Annotated in this window: 14 protein-coding genes; 8 read left to right on the top strand and 6 right to left on the bottom strand. The window is 48.5% G+C overall.

What is annotated here, in order from left to right; all coding sequences use genetic code 11:
- Window positions 1–56 precede the first annotated feature (56 nt).
- From orn to ppc, 3 genes are all read right to left on the bottom strand, one after another.
- Window positions 57–611: an oligoribonuclease gene (orn, locus tag D0T92_RS10965; protein ID WP_151052834.1), complete on the bottom strand. Its 555-nt coding sequence runs from the start codon at window positions 609–611 to the stop codon at window positions 57–59.
- Between the two features lie 87 nt (window positions 612–698).
- Window positions 699–1,748: a metallophosphoesterase gene (locus tag D0T92_RS10960; RefSeq protein WP_151052832.1), complete on the bottom strand. Its 1,050-nt coding sequence runs from the start codon at window positions 1,746–1,748 to the stop codon at window positions 699–701.
- Window positions 1,749–1,974: 226 nt separating this feature from the next.
- Complete coding sequence (gene ppc / locus D0T92_RS10955) at window positions 1,975–4,677, bottom strand: phosphoenolpyruvate carboxylase (protein ID WP_151052830.1); 2,703 nt, start codon at window positions 4,675–4,677, stop codon at window positions 1,975–1,977.
- Between the two features lie 273 nt (window positions 4,678–4,950).
- Between ppc and moaC the strand changes: the two genes are divergently transcribed.
- The 4 genes from moaC to D0T92_RS10935 all read left to right on the top strand — a co-directional run bounded on the left by moaC (window position 4,951) and on the right by D0T92_RS10935 (window position 7,951).
- The gene (gene moaC / locus D0T92_RS10950) at window positions 4,951–5,448 is read left to right on the top strand and encodes a cyclic pyranopterin monophosphate synthase MoaC (RefSeq protein ID WP_151052828.1); all 498 of its coding nucleotides are present in this window, start codon (window positions 4,951–4,953) and stop codon (window positions 5,446–5,448) included.
- Between the two features lie 27 nt (window positions 5,449–5,475).
- Window positions 5,476–6,216 carry a HesA/MoeB/ThiF family protein gene (locus D0T92_RS10945; protein ID WP_151052826.1) on the top strand — a complete coding sequence of 247 codons (741 nt, stop codon included), beginning with the start codon at window positions 5,476–5,478 and terminating at the stop codon, window positions 6,214–6,216.
- A 176-nt stretch (window positions 6,217–6,392) separates the two neighbouring features.
- Window positions 6,393–7,145 (top strand): GNAT family N-acetyltransferase, encoded by a 753-nt coding sequence (locus D0T92_RS10940; protein ID WP_151052824.1) that lies wholly within the window; start codon window positions 6,393–6,395, stop codon window positions 7,143–7,145.
- Window positions 7,146–7,204: 59 nt separating this feature from the next.
- On the top strand, window positions 7,205–7,951 hold the full coding sequence (locus tag D0T92_RS10935) for a lysophospholipid acyltransferase family protein (protein WP_151052822.1): 747 nt from the start codon (window positions 7,205–7,207) through the stop codon (window positions 7,949–7,951).
- Between the two features lie 77 nt (window positions 7,952–8,028).
- Here D0T92_RS10935 and D0T92_RS10930 read toward each other — a convergent pair whose 3' ends face one another.
- The 3 genes from D0T92_RS10930 to obgE all read right to left on the bottom strand — a co-directional run bounded on the left by D0T92_RS10930 (window position 8,029) and on the right by obgE (window position 11,772).
- Window positions 8,029–8,655, bottom strand: coding sequence for an MlaC/ttg2D family ABC transporter substrate-binding protein (locus D0T92_RS10930; RefSeq protein ID WP_151052820.1), 627 nt, complete (start codon window positions 8,653–8,655; stop codon window positions 8,029–8,031).
- A 406-nt stretch (window positions 8,656–9,061) separates the two neighbouring features.
- Window positions 9,062–10,480 (bottom strand): cysteine--tRNA ligase, encoded by a 1,419-nt coding sequence (gene cysS / locus D0T92_RS10925; protein WP_151052818.1) that lies wholly within the window; start codon window positions 10,478–10,480, stop codon window positions 9,062–9,064.
- 143 nt (window positions 10,481–10,623) lie between these two features.
- Window positions 10,624–11,772, bottom strand: a complete 1,149-nt coding sequence (gene obgE, locus D0T92_RS10920) for a GTPase ObgE (RefSeq protein ID WP_151052816.1) — start codon at window positions 11,770–11,772, stop codon at window positions 10,624–10,626.
- 355 nt (window positions 11,773–12,127) lie between these two features.
- Between obgE and D0T92_RS10915 the strand changes: the two genes are divergently transcribed.
- From D0T92_RS10915 to D0T92_RS10900, 4 genes are all read left to right on the top strand, one after another.
- Window positions 12,128–13,540 (top strand): amino acid permease, encoded by a 1,413-nt coding sequence (locus D0T92_RS10915; protein WP_225315181.1) that lies wholly within the window; start codon window positions 12,128–12,130, stop codon window positions 13,538–13,540.
- Window positions 13,541–13,687: 147 nt separating this feature from the next.
- Window positions 13,688–14,005 (top strand): accessory factor UbiK family protein, encoded by a 318-nt coding sequence (locus tag D0T92_RS10910; protein WP_151052812.1) that lies wholly within the window; start codon window positions 13,688–13,690, stop codon window positions 14,003–14,005.
- Window positions 14,006–14,010: 5 nt separating this feature from the next.
- Window positions 14,011–15,501 carry a YifB family Mg chelatase-like AAA ATPase gene (locus D0T92_RS10905; RefSeq protein ID WP_151052810.1) on the top strand — a complete coding sequence of 497 codons (1,491 nt, stop codon included), beginning with the start codon at window positions 14,011–14,013 and terminating at the stop codon, window positions 15,499–15,501.
- A 103-nt stretch (window positions 15,502–15,604) separates the two neighbouring features.
- Window positions 15,605–16,441, top strand: a complete 837-nt coding sequence (locus D0T92_RS10900; RefSeq protein ID WP_151052808.1) for an SPOR domain-containing protein — start codon at window positions 15,605–15,607, stop codon at window positions 16,439–16,441.
- The last annotated feature ends 13 nt before the right edge of the window (window positions 16,442–16,454 follow it).

The raw sequence follows: 16,454 nt of genomic DNA, 5'->3' as shown, positions 1-16,454 counted from the left end.
TCGGTGAGATCGTTATCGGGCTGTTTCAGGCGGTTGTTTTCAGACGGCCTGTCGGTTTATGCCGTCGGCAGCCGCAGGAAGTGTTCGCGGTAATAGCGCATTTCTTCAATGCTTTCCAAAATATCGTCTAAAGCCTGATGCGCGCCTTTTTTGACCACGCCTTTGTAAACGGCGGGATTCCAACGGCGTGCCAGTTCTTTTAAAGTGGAAACATCCAGATTGCGGTAATGGAAGTAGGTTTCAAGACGAGGCATATAGCGCACCATAAAACGGCGGTCTTGGTGGATGGTGTTGCCGCACATCGGGGTGGTTTGGGCGGGAATCCATTCTGCCATAAAGTCCAATAGTTTTTGCTCGACTTCGGCTTCGGTGTGTTTCGATTCGCGTACCCGCTGCGTCAGCCCCGTGCGGGCGTGGGTAGCGGTGTTCCATGCGTCCATATTGTTCAGGATGTCGTCGCTTTGATGGATGGCATACACTTCCGATTGTGCCAATACGTTTAAATCCTGATCGGTAATAATCATGGCGACTTCGATAATTTTGTCGGTTTCGGGGTTCAGCCCGGTCATTTCCATATCGAGCCAACAAAGATGGGTTGCGTTTTGAGTCATGTTTTCAGACGGCCTTATCTATTTTAATCAGCGCTTATTATAAAGGATTTATGGCTTGGAGGCCGTCTGAACATTTGAGACAGGCGTTTAAACGGTGGGTTCGCGCTCGCCGTTGTGGAATACCAGCACGTTTTCCGGCCAGCGTAAGGCGGCCAGAAAGAATTTGGATTGTTGCGGCGGTATGCCGTGTTTGCGGTCGCGCCAACGGGCGCCGATGGAAAAATCCACACAAAACACATTATTGTTCGCGCCGTGCCATGCGTTGCCGGCGGCAGGGAGGATATTTTCCCTGTCGGGGGCGGGCGGTTGCGGGTAGCGGCTGCGCCAATAATGGCCGATGAGTACCGGAACGGTGTCGGTATAGTCGTTCCACCAGCCGTAGCGGGCGGTAAAACGCCAACGGCCGCCGGCATAGAAAGGCTTGGCGGCAAGGTGCTCAATGCCGCTGGTGAGGGCGCGGATGGGGTGGAGGCGGCTGCGGTTGAGTTCGTATTGTGCCGTAGCGGGCATGGCGGGCGGCAGGTGGTCGGCATCGTCGAGCAGCGATTTATAGCGTTGCTGTTCGTCGAGATAATCGGCATACCAGTCGGCGGTTCGGAGTTGTTGTTTCAGTTCGTCATCAAAGCGGCGGTATTGTTCGACAATGCTTTCGCCGTAAGCGGCATCGAGTACCGGAAAGGTTCGGGCTATCCAAGCGGCATGGACAATGCGCAGGTCGTGCCGTTCGAGGATGAGCGGCTGTTCGGCCAACCAGTCGGTGAGTGCGGATTTTTCCGAATCGGGAAGAATGTGCCACGGTGCGTAGCGTTCGGTGTCGGCGTTACCGCGTTGGGGGAAAAACCAACCCGAGCCGTCTTTGGGGTCGGATACCAATAAATTCAGCTCGTGATTGCCGAGTACCATCAAGGCATTTCCGGCCTGATGCGCTTGGAAAAACCAGTTTAAAACCGCAGGGCTGTCGGGGCCGCGGTCGCATAAGTCGCCGACAAACACGATTTTCCTACCCTGCGGGTGGCTGCCGTCGCTGTTGTAGCCAAGCTGATGAAGCAGGGCTTGAAGCGGTTCAAGCTCGCCGTGTACGTCGCCGATAATATCCAGCGGCGTATCGGGTAGGGGTTGTCGGTAGCGGTAGGGCATGGTGTGGATTCTCTTGTTGTTATCCGTTATCGGGAATAGAAAAATGTAGAAGTCAGAACCTACATTTCAAACGTAAATTATAGCGCCAAACGGCTTGTTCGGCTGTTTTCGGTGGGTGAGGCCGTCTGAAAGGTATGGTTGATACGATAACGGTAAGTATAAAAAATCAGGCCGTCTGAAAAGGGATAAATGGCTTTTCAGACGGCCTGATTCGGTTGCGGATACGTTAGCCGGTATTGCGCAAACCTTGGGCAACGCCGTTAATGGTGAGATGTACCATTTGCAGCAGACGCGGGTTGTCGGGGTCTTGCCGCAGCCGCTTGAGCAATGCGATTTGCAGGCTGCCGAGGGCGTTGAGGTAGGGAATTCTCAAGGCCAGCGAGCGTGCGAGGGTGCGGTTGTCGCGGAGCAGTTCGTCGGCTTGCAGAATATCCAGCAATGCTTGGCGGCTTTTGAGGTATTCGGTTTTGATCATGCCGAAAATTTCCGCTGCCTGTTCGGGCGATTCGCTTAAGCCGGCGTAGTTTTCCGCCAGTGTTAAATCGGTTTTGGCCATTACTTGCTCCATATTCGAGAGCATGGCTTGGAAGAACGGATCGCTTTGTGCATGTTGCTGTAAATCTTTCAGACGGCCCGGATCGGCTTGGCAAACTTCTTCGACCGCACTGCCGAAGCCGTACCATGCGGGCAGCATCAGGCGGTTTTGTGTCCATGAGAATACCCACGGGATGGCGCGCAAATCCTGAATCCGCGCCAAGGTTTTGCGGCTGGCCGGACGGCTGCCGAGATTGAGGGAGGCGATTTCCCGAATCGGGCTGGTTTGCAGGAAGTAGTCGATAAAGCCGTCACGGGTAATCAAGGCGCGATAGTGTTTAAACGCACTGTCGGAAAGCGCCTGCATTAGCTGGCTGTCGGGTATTTTGTGTTGCGGCAGCAGGCTGGCTTCGAGGGTGGCGGCCACCAGTGTTTCGAGGTTGCGGCGGGCATTGCCGGGTTCGGCGTATTTGGCGGTAATCACTTCGCCCTGTTCGGTAATGCGTATCTGGCCGGCGACGCTGTCGGCCGGTTGCGCCAGAATGGCTTGGTAAGAGGGGCCGCCGCCGCGACCGACGCTGCCGCCGCGCCCGTGGAAAAGGCGCATGCGGATGCCGTGCTGTTTGAAGAGTTCGACTAAGCCTAATTCGGCCTGATAAAGCCCCCATGAGCTGCTGACATAGCCGCCGTCTTTATTACTATCGGAATAGCCGAGCATAATTTCTTGAATGTTGTTGCGGCCGGATAATAAATCGCGATACCACGGCAGGCTGAATAGGGTATTCATTACCGAGCAGGCATTTTCTAAGGCTTCGATGGTTTCAAACAGCGGCACGATATTGATGCGGCTGTGTGGTTTGCCGTTTTCCAGTGTGAGCAGGCCGCTTTCTTGCAGCAGTAATGCCAAGGCCAGTAAATCGCTAGGCTGTTCGCAATTGGAAATAATGCTTTGGTTGATGGCATGTTCGCCCAATTCGTTTTTGATTTTTCGGGCTTCTTGGAAAATGGCCAGTTCGTGGCGGGTATGGTCGCTGTAATCGATATAGGGGCTGTATAGCGGCCGTTGGTGTTGTAGTTCGCGCAATAAAACCGTTTGCTTTTCCGATTCCGATAAGGTTTCGTAGGCTTCTAACCCGGCTTTTTGAAACAATTCGGCCACTACTTCGCCATGCTTGGCGGCATGTTGGCGCAGGTCGAGCGGCATCATATAAAAGCCGAATACGGAAGCCATGCGGATTAAATCCGCCAAACGGGCGTCTGCCAGCATGCCGCTGCCGTTTTCATGCAATGAGCGGCTGAGAATTTCCAAATCGGCGATAAATTCGTCGGCATCGCGGTAAGGTTCTAATAAACCGAAACGGCAGCCCAGTGTTAAACCGATTTCATGACCGCGCGCAATCAGGCGCGCCATAATGTAGGCGATGACGCGGCGGTAGTGCTCTTCTTCATGGGCGATTTCGGTATCGGGCGAGCGGGCGGACAGCGCCAACAGGGCTTCACTTACATCAACGCGGCGGATGGAAAGCGGCAAGTCGTGATACAGCGCGGCCAGTTCGCGGCGGTAATAATGGAAAACGGTGTCGGCATGTTGGGTAAAGGCATAGCGCAAAGTATCGGCGGAAACGAAAGGGTTGCCGTCGCGGTCACCGCCTATCCAGCCGCCGATTTGCAGAATATCGGGCACGCGGATTTTGGGATAGGCCGTCTGAAATTCTTTTTCCATGCTGCGGTAGAGTTTGGGTAGGGCTTGGAAAAAACTGAGTGGAAAAATCGAGGCGCCGTTGTTGATTTCGTTGTTGACGGTGATTTTGTAATGACGCGTTTCGCTGGTTTGCCATAAGGCCAACAGGGTGGTATCGACTTCGCGTTGAAGTTCGGCCAAGGCTTCGGCACTGTTGCAACTTTCCCGCTTTGGCAATAGGGCGCTGATACGGCGGTGGAAATTCAATGTGGCCTGCCGTTGGACTTCGGTCGGGTGTGCGGTGAGTACGGCGGCAATGTGGGTGTGGTCGAGTTGTTGTTGCACCGTGGCAGCCTCAATCTGATGTTCTTGCAGCTTGCGGATAGTGTCGGCCAAACTGCCCGCTACAGCACGGCTGCCGGCCTGTTCGTGTGCCAAGCGGCGGCGTTCGTGGTGGACGTCTTCGGCAATATTGAGCATTTGCGAAAACATACTGCAGGCAAGAATCAGGTTTTGGACTTGGTTTTCGTTCAGCAAAGGCAGCACTTCTTCGATAATAGGGCTGCTGTCGTTAGACTCCGCCAGTTTTTTGACGGCATCCAATACGATTTCGGTGGTTTCATTGTGTAACAGTTTGAATAACGATTGTGTCAAAAACTCGACATCTTCTGCCAGCGGGGCATCTTTGGGATGATTGAGTATGTGAAGCTGCATAGAGGCCTTTCTGAATAGAAAAATTTCAAGAATTGTATAGTAAGGTTAAAAGGGAAGCCATCATAGGGGCAATTTCTAAAAAACATTTTTTTGTAAGATACCGGCCTATGATAGATTAATACTGCTATCGTTTCGGATATAAGCGATAAATTTCATCACAATCAATAGTTATACCATAGTCGGCACCATCAAAATCACTTAAAATACACAAACGTGCCGCCTTTTTCAGACGGCCGAAAAGCTAATATTTTGGAATACATTCAGGAAACGATCATGATTGACTTAACTCACTTCAACGAAAATAACGAAGCCCACATGGTGGATGTGGGCGAAAAAGCACCGACCAAGCGTACTGCCAAAGCCAGCGGCTATATTAATATGAGCCGTGAAGCCATCCAATTCATCATTAAGGGTGCGGCTAAGGGCGATGTGCTCGGTATTGCCCGTGTGGCCGGTATTCAGGCTGCAAAGCAAACCGGCTTTCTGATTCCGTTGTGTCATCCCGTTGCGCTGACGCATGTGCGGGTGGATTTTGATGTCGATGTACAGCTTGCCCGCGTTAAAACCACGGTAACCGCCAGTACGGAAGGGAAAACCGGGGTAGAGATGGAAGCGTTGACTGCAGTTAATATTTCCCTGCTGACGATTTACGATATGCTCAAAGCGGTGGATAAAAATATGGTGATTTCGCAAATTCATCTGGAAACCAAAACCGGTGGTAAAAGCGGAACCTTCGTATTCGACGACAGCCTTGAAAATTTAAATTACTAATCAAAAATAAACCATTGGTGCAAACAGATGGATGACCGCGACCTACTGCGCTACAGCCGCCATATTTTGCTTGATGATATCGGCATTGAGGGCCAGCAAAAACTGTTGGATGCCACTGTATTGGTGGTCGGCTGTGGCGGTTTGGGCGCGGCCGCTTTACCTTATTTGGCCGCTGCCGGTGTGGGTAGCCTGGTTATTGCCGACGACGATACTATCGACGACACCAATCTGCAACGCCAGATTACTTTTACCGAAGCGGATGTAGGGCGGAGTAAAGCCGAAACCATGGCAGGCCGTCTGAAAGGCATTAATAGCCGTGTTGATATTACTGCGTTAAACGAAAGGCTGACCGAACAGCGTTTAACCGAATTAATGCAGCAATGCGATATTGTCTTGGATTGTTGTGATAATTTTGCTACCCGCCAAGCGATTAACCGTGCTGCCGTAATCACCCGCACTCCGTTGGTTTCAGGTGCGGCCGTGCGCTTTGAGGGGCAGCTTGCCATATATCGCTCCGATTTACCCGATTCCCCCTGCTATGCCTGCCTGTTTGACGGCGATCATGCCGAAGACGGGGCGTGTGCGGTGTTCGGCGTATTTGCGCCGTTGGTCGGTATTATCGGTACCACACAAGCGTCCGAAGCCTTAAAAATTCTGGCCGGTATCGGTCAAAGTAATCATGGTGTCTTATCTACTTATAATGCCCTTACCAATGAATGGAATCGTTTTATTTTCGAACGTGATCCGAATTGTCGGGTATGTGGATAAATCATTGTGTCAAAAACGTATTGAGCAAGTGTTGTAAAATATCAATACTTATATAACTTTTTCAATAATAAATAATATTTGAGATATTTGTCTATCTGGATGTATGCGGTCAATGTAAAAGCTAATCCGCCTCTGTTATAATTTACACCTTACTCATAAAACGAGAGCATATCCGTATGCCAGAACAAAGCCGTTTTAATGCAACCGGCCCTAAAATTGGTTTTACCGTCCGTTTGGCGGAAACCCGGGAAGAAGTCGAAGCTGCACAGCGTTTACGTTTTCAAATATTCGCACAAGAATTAGGTGCGGATATTCAAAGCAGTAACGAGTTAGATGTAGACGAATATGATGAACATTGCCACCATTTGCTGGCTTTTGACGACGCTTCCGGCGAAGTCGTCGGTTGTTACCGGCTGATTACCGAAGAGGCAGCCAAAGCAGCAGGCGGTTGGTATAGCGAGCATGAGTTTGATTTAAGTCCGCTAAAAGATATCTTGCCGCAAACGGTGGAATTGGGACGTGCCTGTATCCATCCGGATTACCGTAACGGCGGGCTGATTATGTTGCTGTGGGCGGGCTTGATAAAATTTATGAAAAACGGAAATTTCCGCTTTATGATCGGCTGCGGCAGTATCAGTATGGAAGACGGCGGTCATGAGGCGGCAGGGTTGTATCATTTGTTGAAAAAAGATCATCTGGCGCCTGAACAATGGCGGGTAAAACCATTGAATCCTATAAAATGGGATAAAGTGAAGCCGGTTGAAAATCCTGCTTGTCCGTCGTTAATCAAAGGTTATCTCAATGTAGGGGCTTGGTTTTGTGGCGAGCCTTGTGTGGATGAGGCATTTAATTGTGCTGATATTTTGATTCTGATGGATGTTAACCGTTTGGATGATCGTTATTTGCAACGTTTTTCCGATAGGCTCTAATATTAATAATTTTGAGGCCGTCTGAAGAGTTCAGACGGCCTCTATTTGTATTTTTCAATATGACAACCTTAAGATCTATTTTCCGTTTATTTTGTATTGTCGGCTGTTTATTGTACGGCATGGTAAAGATGTTTGTTTTGTTTCCTTTTTATAGTAAACAACATAAATTGTGTGCTATTCAGCTTTGGTCGTTGCGGGTATTGGCTTCATGTGGTTTAAAACTAAAAGTTTACGGTAAGTTACCCGAGGTAGGGCAGGGACAAATGATGGTTTGCAATCATATTTCCTGGCTCGATATTATGGCAATTAACGCAGCCTTTCCCGGGCGGTTTGTGGCGAAAGATGATGTGGCCAAATGGCCGATAGTCGGCTATCTGGCCACGCAGGCGCAAACTGTTTATGTCGCACGCAATAAGGGAACGGAGGGCAACAGCTTGAAAATCCGACAGGTAACCGAAGCACTGAAAAATGGCGATACGGTTACCTTATTCCCCGAAGGCACCAGTACGGAAGGGCGCATGATTCTGCCCTTTAAAACCAGTTTTTTTCAGGCACCTTATGAAGCGGGTGTGCCTTTAATTCCGGTGTTGTGTCGTTATCCGAATGCCGACGGCAGCAGCCCGAATCCTGCTATGGCGTATTATGGTGATATTAGTCTGATTGAGTCGATGAAGATGGTGGTCGGCCAAAGCTCCAGTGTGGTGGAGTTACACTTTTTAGATCCGGTTATTGTCGGAGAAGACAGGCAGGAAACTGCAGCTGCTATACATCGTTTATTGAGTGAAAAGCAGCAACAGTTGGGTTAGATAAGTTTAAGGCCGTCTGAAAATAATTTTCAGACGGCCTTTTTGAGTTTTACGATTTTATTTTTTAAAAATAGGATTTATTTATCTTTTATTGAGTCTGCTTTTTTCAAGCCTTTTGCCCGAACGGTGCTGATAGTGCCGTCTATGCCTTTTTGCTTGATAAGATCATTAAACTGGTTGCGATAGACTGTAACCATACTCACACCGTCAACACGGATATTGTAGAGTTTATATACCGAACCATTTTTATAGAGTTGGTAAGACACTTCATATTTATTGCCGTTTTGTGTTTGCACTTCTGTGAAAACGTCTATCCTGTTTCTTCCGTTATCAACCAGTTTTGGCAGCATTTTGAATTGTGCAGAAGATGCCCCCAATAATGCCGAACGTGAATACATGGCAATCATCATTTCTTTGAATGCGGCAATAAAATCTGTTTTTTGTTTGGGGGTGAACTGACGCCACGGCAGGCCTACGGCAAGCGCGGCAATGCGTTGATAATCAAGATAATTATCTGCATAATTTTCAATTTGGCGGATTTTTTGTTGCTCACTCAAATTTTTATCACGTGCCACCTTAAGAACAGACTCAATATTCTGTTGTAATTGGATTTGAGCAGGATGAAGCTTGGCTTGTGCGGCAACAGCATAAGGCGTAGCAATAGCAATGGGTGCAGCAAGTAAAACGGCAGTTAAATTATTCATTTTTTCTCCCTATTATGTTCTAGCAAGTAGATATTCCATAAAAATAGCAATTTTATTACCGAATAAGATAAATCATTTATATATTATTTTTTATTGTGTGGTGTTGCCGGGTTTTAAGTTTGTAGAATTATTTATTATATGCAACTGATATCTTTATTATATTAAATAATTACTATGATAAACAATATTGAGGCATCAGCCAATATTTTTAGTAATAGTTAGTTTTGATATTTTTGTTTTTCATTTTAATGATGCCGTCTGAAATTTATTCAGACGGCATCGTATTGCTTGTTATATATACAAATTTAACTATATTCAATTCAATGTGGTAATTAAAAAATAAATTTATTTTTCAATCTATTGCTTGTTAGAGGTATCGGATTGAATAAAGTTCGGCATAAATGGATCAGCCGCGCCGCCAAGTGGTGCCGCCTGCGCCGTCTTCCAAAATAATATTTTCAGCATTGAGCAGGTCACGGATTCGGTCGGATTCGGCCCAATTTTTCTCGGCACGCGCTTGTTTGCGTTGTTCAATTAGCTTTTCAATTTCTTCTGCGGAAAGGCCGTCTGAAGCACTGCCGCCTTGCAGGAAGGTCACAGGGTCGCGTTGCAATAATCCGATAACGCCACCCAGTGCTTTCAGGCAGCCGGACAACTCGGCATTATTGGTTTTGTTGACTTCATTGGCCAGTTCGAATAATACGGCCACCGCTTCGGCTGTACCGAAATCATCATTCATGGCCGCATAGAAACGGCGGGTGTAGTCGTTGGCATTTTCGGTAACTTCAAATGCTGCCGGCGGCGTATTTTTCAGCGCGGTGTATAAACGGGTTAATGCGCCTTTGGCATCATTCAGATGCGCATCGGAATAATTAAGCGGGCTGCGGTAGTGGGCGCGCAAAATAAAGAAACGGATCACTTCGGCATCGTATTGTTCCAATACTTGGCGAATGGTGAAAAAATTGCCCAATGATTTCGACATTTTTTCATTGTCCACACGGATAAAGCCGTTGTGCAGCCAGTATTTCACGTGGCTGGATATGGTTTTGCCGTTTACTTCATGATGGCTGTGGCCGCAACCGCCGCCTTGTGCGCCGCAACTTTGGGCAATTTCGTTTTCATGATGGGGGAATTGCAGGTCTGCACCACCGCCGTGGATATCGAAGGTGTTGCCGAATAATTCTTCACTCATGGCCGAGCATTCGATATGCCAGCCCGGGCGGCCATGCCCCCACGGGCTTTCCCATGCCGGTTCGCCCGGTTTAGCCGCTTTCCATAATACAAAATCCAGCGGATCACGTTTGAAACCATCAACTTCCACCCGTTCGCCTGCCCGTAAATCATCTAACGATTTGCCGGAAAGCTGTCCGTAGGCGGCAAATTCGCGCACGGCGTAATAAACATCACCGTTGTCTGCGGGATAGGCTTTGCCGTTGTCGATTAAACGCTGAATCATTTCAATCATTTGCCGGACGTGTTCGGTAGCTTTCGGCTCGACATCGGGCGGGATCACGCCCAAAGCCGCCGAATCTTCATTCATGGCTTGGATAAACCGTGTGGTCAGCGCTTGAATGCTTTCACTGTTTTCCGCTGCGCGGGCAATAATTTTATCGTCGATATCGGTAATATTGCGCACATACGTGAGTGGATAGCCTTGCTGGCGCAACCAGCGTGCAACCATATCGAATACCACCATCACCCGGGCATGACCCAAATGGCAATAGTCGTAAACAGTCATACCGCAAACGTACATACGCACATTTTCGGGATTGATGGGGTGAAACGGTTCTTTTTGGCGGGTTAGTGTGTTGTAAACGGTCAGCATGGTTTTTTCTTTAGATTTTTAGAAAAATAATTATCGGTTATATCACTTCAGACAAACAGAGCTTTAAATGCACAGCTTTACCTTTGGTGCGTATATATTTTATTTGAAGCAGTTTTATATCATGATTTTGGTTTCAGACGGCCTTATTCCGCTTTAAACACAGAAGTATCTGTTTTCGATTGTTCCGCTATGGCTTCATGATATTTTTCCGCTTCTTCGGTTTCTGCCGCTAAACGTTTTTTCTCGGTCAGGTAGGCATTAATCTGATAAACCAACTCTTGCGTGCCTTGATGCGCCAGTGCGCTGATTTTAAACAGACGCGGGGTTTTCATGTCGAAACCGAAACGGTCGTCGGGGGCGGGATGGTTCCAACCGATTTGCTTTAGAAATTCGGCAGTGCGTTGTTCGGCTTCTTCCTCGCTGAGCATATCGAGTTTGTTGAGTACCAACCAACGGGGTTTGCCGTAAAGCTCTTCTTCATCATATTTGCGCAATTCTTCAACAATCGCCAAGGCTTCTTCGGCCGGGTTGATGCTGTCGTCGAAAGGAGCGAGATCGACAACGTGCAATAATAAACCGGTGCGTGACAGGTGTTTGAGGAAACGATGGCCTAAGCCTGCGCCTTCAGCTGCACCTTCAATCAGGCCGGGAATATCGGCCATCACAAAACTATTGTTTTCATCCATACGCACTACGCCGAGATTCGGGTGCAGGGTGGTAAACGGATAGTCCGCCACTTTCGGGCGGGCGGCGGAAACGGCTGAAATCAGGGTGGATTTGCCGGCATTGGGCATGCCGAGCAGGCCGACGTCGGCCAAGACTTTTAATTCAAGTTGCAAGCTGCGGATTTCACCGTCTTCACCGGGGGTGGCCTGTTTGGGGGCACGATTGACCGATGATTTGAAGTGGATATTGCCCAAGCCGCCTTTGCCACCGCGAGCCAGGCAGACCTTTTGGCCGTGACGGGTAAGGTCGGCAAGGGTTTCGCCGGTATCGGTATCGCGGATAACGGTGCCGATAGGCATGTGTAGTTCAATATCGTCGGCACCTTTGCCGTAGCGGTCGGAACCGTGGCCTTTTTCGCCATTTTTGGCTTGATAACGCTTGACGAAGCGGTATTCAATCAGGGTGTTGATGTTTTCGTCGGCAATGGCGAAAATGCTGCCGCCTTTGCCACCGTCGCCGCCATCCGGCCCGCCGCGCGGGACAAATTTTTCGCGGCGGAAGCTGACTGCGCCGTTGCCGCCTTTACCGGCAGCTACTTCGATTTTTGCTTCGTCTATAAATTTCATATGGTTCTCTAAGCGTTGTTTTCAGACGGCCTGTTTTTAAGTTGTTGTATCAATAGGCCGTCTGAAGAATGTTCAATGGGTTGATATTATAAAGGATATGTCAAGAGGCCGTCTGAAACATTTTTTATTTGCTGGAGTTACATCTTGCTATGGCTTATTTTTTTAACGATATTTAGAGGTGATATCGGATAAATTCCCGATAATAATCACACACGTCACTAAATTTTTTAGGTATGATGCGCTTTCTTTACTGTTTTTTTACTTTTTATTGCGGCTTTTCGTCCGGATTAACATTATGTCAGATATTCAACACAATACTCAGGTACAACGTCGCTTGAAAACGCGCCACTTGTCGATGATTGCCATTGGCGGCTGTATTGGTACGGGGCTGTTTATGGCGAGCGGTACGGCCATCAGTTCGGCCGGCCCCGGCGGTGCGCTTTTAGCTTATGCAGCCATCGGTTTGATGGTTTATTTTTTAATGACCTCATTAGGTGAAATGGCTACTTATTTGCCGACTTCCGGTTCATTCAGTACGTATGCGACAAGGTTTGTCGATCCATCGCTCGGCTTTGCGCTCGGTTGGAATTATTGGTTTAACTGGGTGATTACGGTGGCTGCCGACGTGGTGATTGCCGCCGTGGTGATTACCTATTGGGAGCCGATGCGCTTTATGGAGCCGTGGGCGTGGAGCTTGGTCTTTTTTGCCATTATTTTTATGCTGAATACCTTGTCTGTACGGGCATACGGTGAGTCGGAATATTGGTTTGCACTGATTAAAGTGGTAACCGTGATTGTCTTTTTGGGTGTCGGTGTTTTAACGATTTTCGGTATTCTCGGCGGCGAGTATGTCGGTTTGAGCAATATGGTGGTGGGCGATGCGCCGTTTTTAGGTGAAGGTATCAGCGGCCAGTTTTTAACAATGCTGGGTGTGTTTTTGATTGCCGGTTTCTCGTTTCAGGGAACGGAGCTTATCGGGATTACCGCCGGCGAGTCGGAAAATCCGCAGGAAAGTATTCCCAAAGCCGTTAATCAGGTGTTCTGGCGGATTTTGATTTTTTATATTTTGGCCATTTTGGTCATCGGTTTGCTGATTCCTTATACCAGCCCCGAACTGTTGGGTGCGGATGTGGATGAAGTGGCTAAATCGCCGTTTACGTTGGTGTTTGAGCGTGCAGGCTTGGCGTTTGCTGCGGCTGTGATGAACGCGGTAATTCTGACTTCTATTTTATCGGCAGGTAATTCGGGTATGTATGCGTCAACCCGTATGTTGTATGCGATGGCTAAAGACGGTTTGGCCTATAAAGCGTTTGCCCGCACTTCTATTAGCGGTGTACCGGTGTTCTCATTGTTGGCGACAGCCGTTGTGGTTTTGGCGGTATTTTTCTTGCAATTGTTCAGTGATAAAGCCTATGAGTATATTCTGGCGGCTTCGGGCTTAACCGGGTTCATCGCATGGTTGGGTATTGCGGTCAGCCACTACCGTTTCCGCAGAGCCTATCTTGCCCAAGGTAAAGATTTGAACCATCTGGTTTATCGTGCTAAATGGTTCCCATTCGGCCCGCTGCTGGCGTTGGCTTTGTGTGTATTGGTGATTATTGGTCAAGATACCGAATTGGTGCTGAAAGGCAGTTTGGATTGGGATCGTTTGATTATTACTTATATGGGTCTGCCGGTATTCTTCGGTTTTTATTTCTACCATAAACTGCGTTATAAAACCCATAAAGTGCCTTTACAGAAAGTGGATTTAAGCCAAGATGTCGATTGATTAATGGCTAAGGTGTCCTTTATAAGATTTATGTCTTTGTCAATATGATGTTCAGGCCGTCTGAAAACACCGGAGTAACGGTTTTCAGACGGCCTGATTCGCTATACAATGGCTTAAACCAACCCGTAAATAAAAAGGAATACGGAAATGATCGGTAAAAAGATATTTGAAGAAGTGTCGGCAAAACTCAGCGAAACTATTGCCAACAGCCCTGCTAAAGACGTGGAAAAAAATGTGAAAGCCATGTTGGGCAGCGCCTTTAACCGCATGGATTTGGTAACCCGTGAAGAATTTGATATCCAACAACAGGTATTGATTAAAACCCGTACCAAACTCACCGAGTTGGAAGAGCGTTTGGCAAGATTGGAAGGCAGTCAACCGCTTGAACAAGTGGAAACAAGTGATATGCCATCTGCTACGGAAAATGCCGAACAGGCGGAAAATACAGAAAACAAGGCCGTCTGAAATCAATGTCTTTGGCCGTTGTCTATAGCCGCGCATTAAGCGGCATGAATGCCCCGTTGGTCGAGGTGGAAGCTCATCTTGCCAACGGATTGCCTGCTTTCAATATTGTTGGGCTGCCTGATACCGAAGTGAAGGAAAGTCGCGACCGTGTGCGGGCGGCCATTATTCAAAGCGGGTTTGATTTCCCCGCTAAAAAGATTACCGTCAACCTTGCGCCTGCTGATCTGCCTAAAGAGTCGGGGCGCTTTGATTTGCCGATAGCACTCGGTATCTTGGCGGCTTCCGGCCAAGTGGCGGCAGACAAACTGCCTGAATATGAATTTGCCGGAGAGTTGGCGTTGTCAGGTATGTTACGTCCTGTTCGCGGCGCTTTGGCGATGGCATGGCAGGGTATGCAGGCGGGCAGGGCGTTTGTGTTACCGTCTGAAAATGCCAATCAGGCGGCGGTTATGCGCGACAGTACCGTTTACGGCGCCGACAGTCTCGGGCAGGTGACCGCCCATCTGAATGCAGTTGAGCCACTGGCTCAAACTGTTTACGATGCAGACTGCAAGCCGTCCGAATATGCCGATTTGCCTGATTTACGCGATGTCAAAGGGCAGCATACTGCAAGATTGGCTTTGGAAATTGCGGCGGCAGGCGGACATAGTTTGCTGATGGTCGGCCCGCCAGGTACGGGTAAATCGATGTTAGCGCAACGGTTGCCGGGTATTATGCCGCCGTTAACCGACGAAGAATTAATTGAGGTATGGTCGCTGCGTTCGTTGCTGCCGAATCATAGACAGGTTTTAAACGGCAGCCGCCCCGCACAAATGCCGCACCATACTTCCAGCCCGGTAGCCATTGTCGGCGGAAACTCGGGGCCGGGGGAGATTTCCTTAGCCCATAACGGTATTTTGTTTTTAGACGAATTGCCCGAATTCGACCGCAAAGTTTTAGAAGTGTTGCGCGAACCGCTGGAAACGGGTGAAATCCATATTTCCCGTGCGGCGCACAAAGCGGTTTATCCGGCCAAATTCCAATTGGTGGCGGCCATGAACCCTTGCCCGTGCGGTTATTTAGGGCATCCGGTCAAACCATGCCGCTGTACCCCTGAAAGTATTGCCCGCTATCGCGGTAAAATATCGGGGCCGCTACTTGACCGTATCGACCTGACGATTGAAGTGCCGGCATTGTCGGCGGAAGAATTGGTGGTGCAGGAATCGGGTGAGGCCAGTGCCGAAGTGCGCCAACGGGTGGAAGCGGCGCGTGCCCGCCAATATCAGCGGCAGAATAAGCTCAATTCCGCCCTGAGCGTTACGGAACTGGATAACGTTGCAGCGGTCTCTAAAGAGGCTCAAAAAACCTTGGCCGGCGTGTTGGAAAAATTAGCACTTTCCGCACGCAGTTTTCACCGTATTATGCGGGTTGCCCGTACACTAGCCGATTTAAACGGCGATGAAACAGTGGATAAAGGCCATGTGTTGCGGGCGGTCGGTTTTCGGCGGGCTTTGTAAAGCTTTGCTTTAACTATAAGATGTTGCTAGAATGCGCCATTTGAAAATATATTGATACGATACTTTTCAGACGGCATCACAAGTAGAAAGATGTTGGTTATTTATGAACACAAAAAAACAAAGTGGTAAGGGCCTGTCGGGCTTTTTATTGGGATTATTGCTGGCAACGGTAGTGATTGCCATCGTCGTTTTTTTCATTAATAGAAGCAATGAAAAGGTATTCAAAGAGGAGGTTGTTGAAGAAACGCCTACTCCTGAAATATTAACGCCTGACAGAAGCGTTTCTGCTGTTTCCGAGCCTTCGGTTGCCAGCGAACCGGCTTTAGAAGCTTCTCAAGCTTCTGATGTAATGGGCGACTTCATCAAAGAACAACAAGCATCCGAAGAAGCGCAAGAGGCTGTTGTTGAGGAAGAAGTTAATGCAGTAACACCGCCATCGGCTGAAACGGAAAAAGCGACCAAGCCTACACCTCGTGTAGTAGAGCAGCCCAAACCGGAAAGCAAACCGGCTGAGAAAAAAACGGAAGCCAAACCAAAGCCAAAAAAAGAGCGTGAGCAGCCGAAAAAGGTAGCGCCTAAGAAAGAAACGCAACCTTCCGCCGAACAAATTTTAAATAGCGGCAGTATTGAAAAAGCCCGTGAGGACGTTCGCAAAGAAGAAGATAGGAAAGCTAAGGCAAGCCAAGCTGAAAAACAATCCGCTAAAAGCAGCCGTATGGTTGTATTGCAAATGGGTTCGTTTAATGATCGTGCAAGTGCAGAAACACACCGCGCCAAATTGGCTATGATGGGCGTTCCTGGCCGTATTACTGAGGCTGATGTGAACGGCAAACATGTTTACCGTGTACAAAGTAACCGTTTGGACAGCAATTCAGCCAAACAAACCCAACAAGTTTTGAAGAAAAACGGTGTCGACAGTTTTGCACGGACCGTTAAATAATAGAAGATAGGAA

The organism is Neisseria zalophi (assembly GCF_008807015.1).
GTDB lineage: Bacteria > Pseudomonadota > Gammaproteobacteria > Burkholderiales > Neisseriaceae > Neisseria > Neisseria zalophi.
The sequence above is the reverse complement of the archived record's forward strand: the minus strand, read 5'-3'. Positions and strand labels throughout refer to the sequence as shown.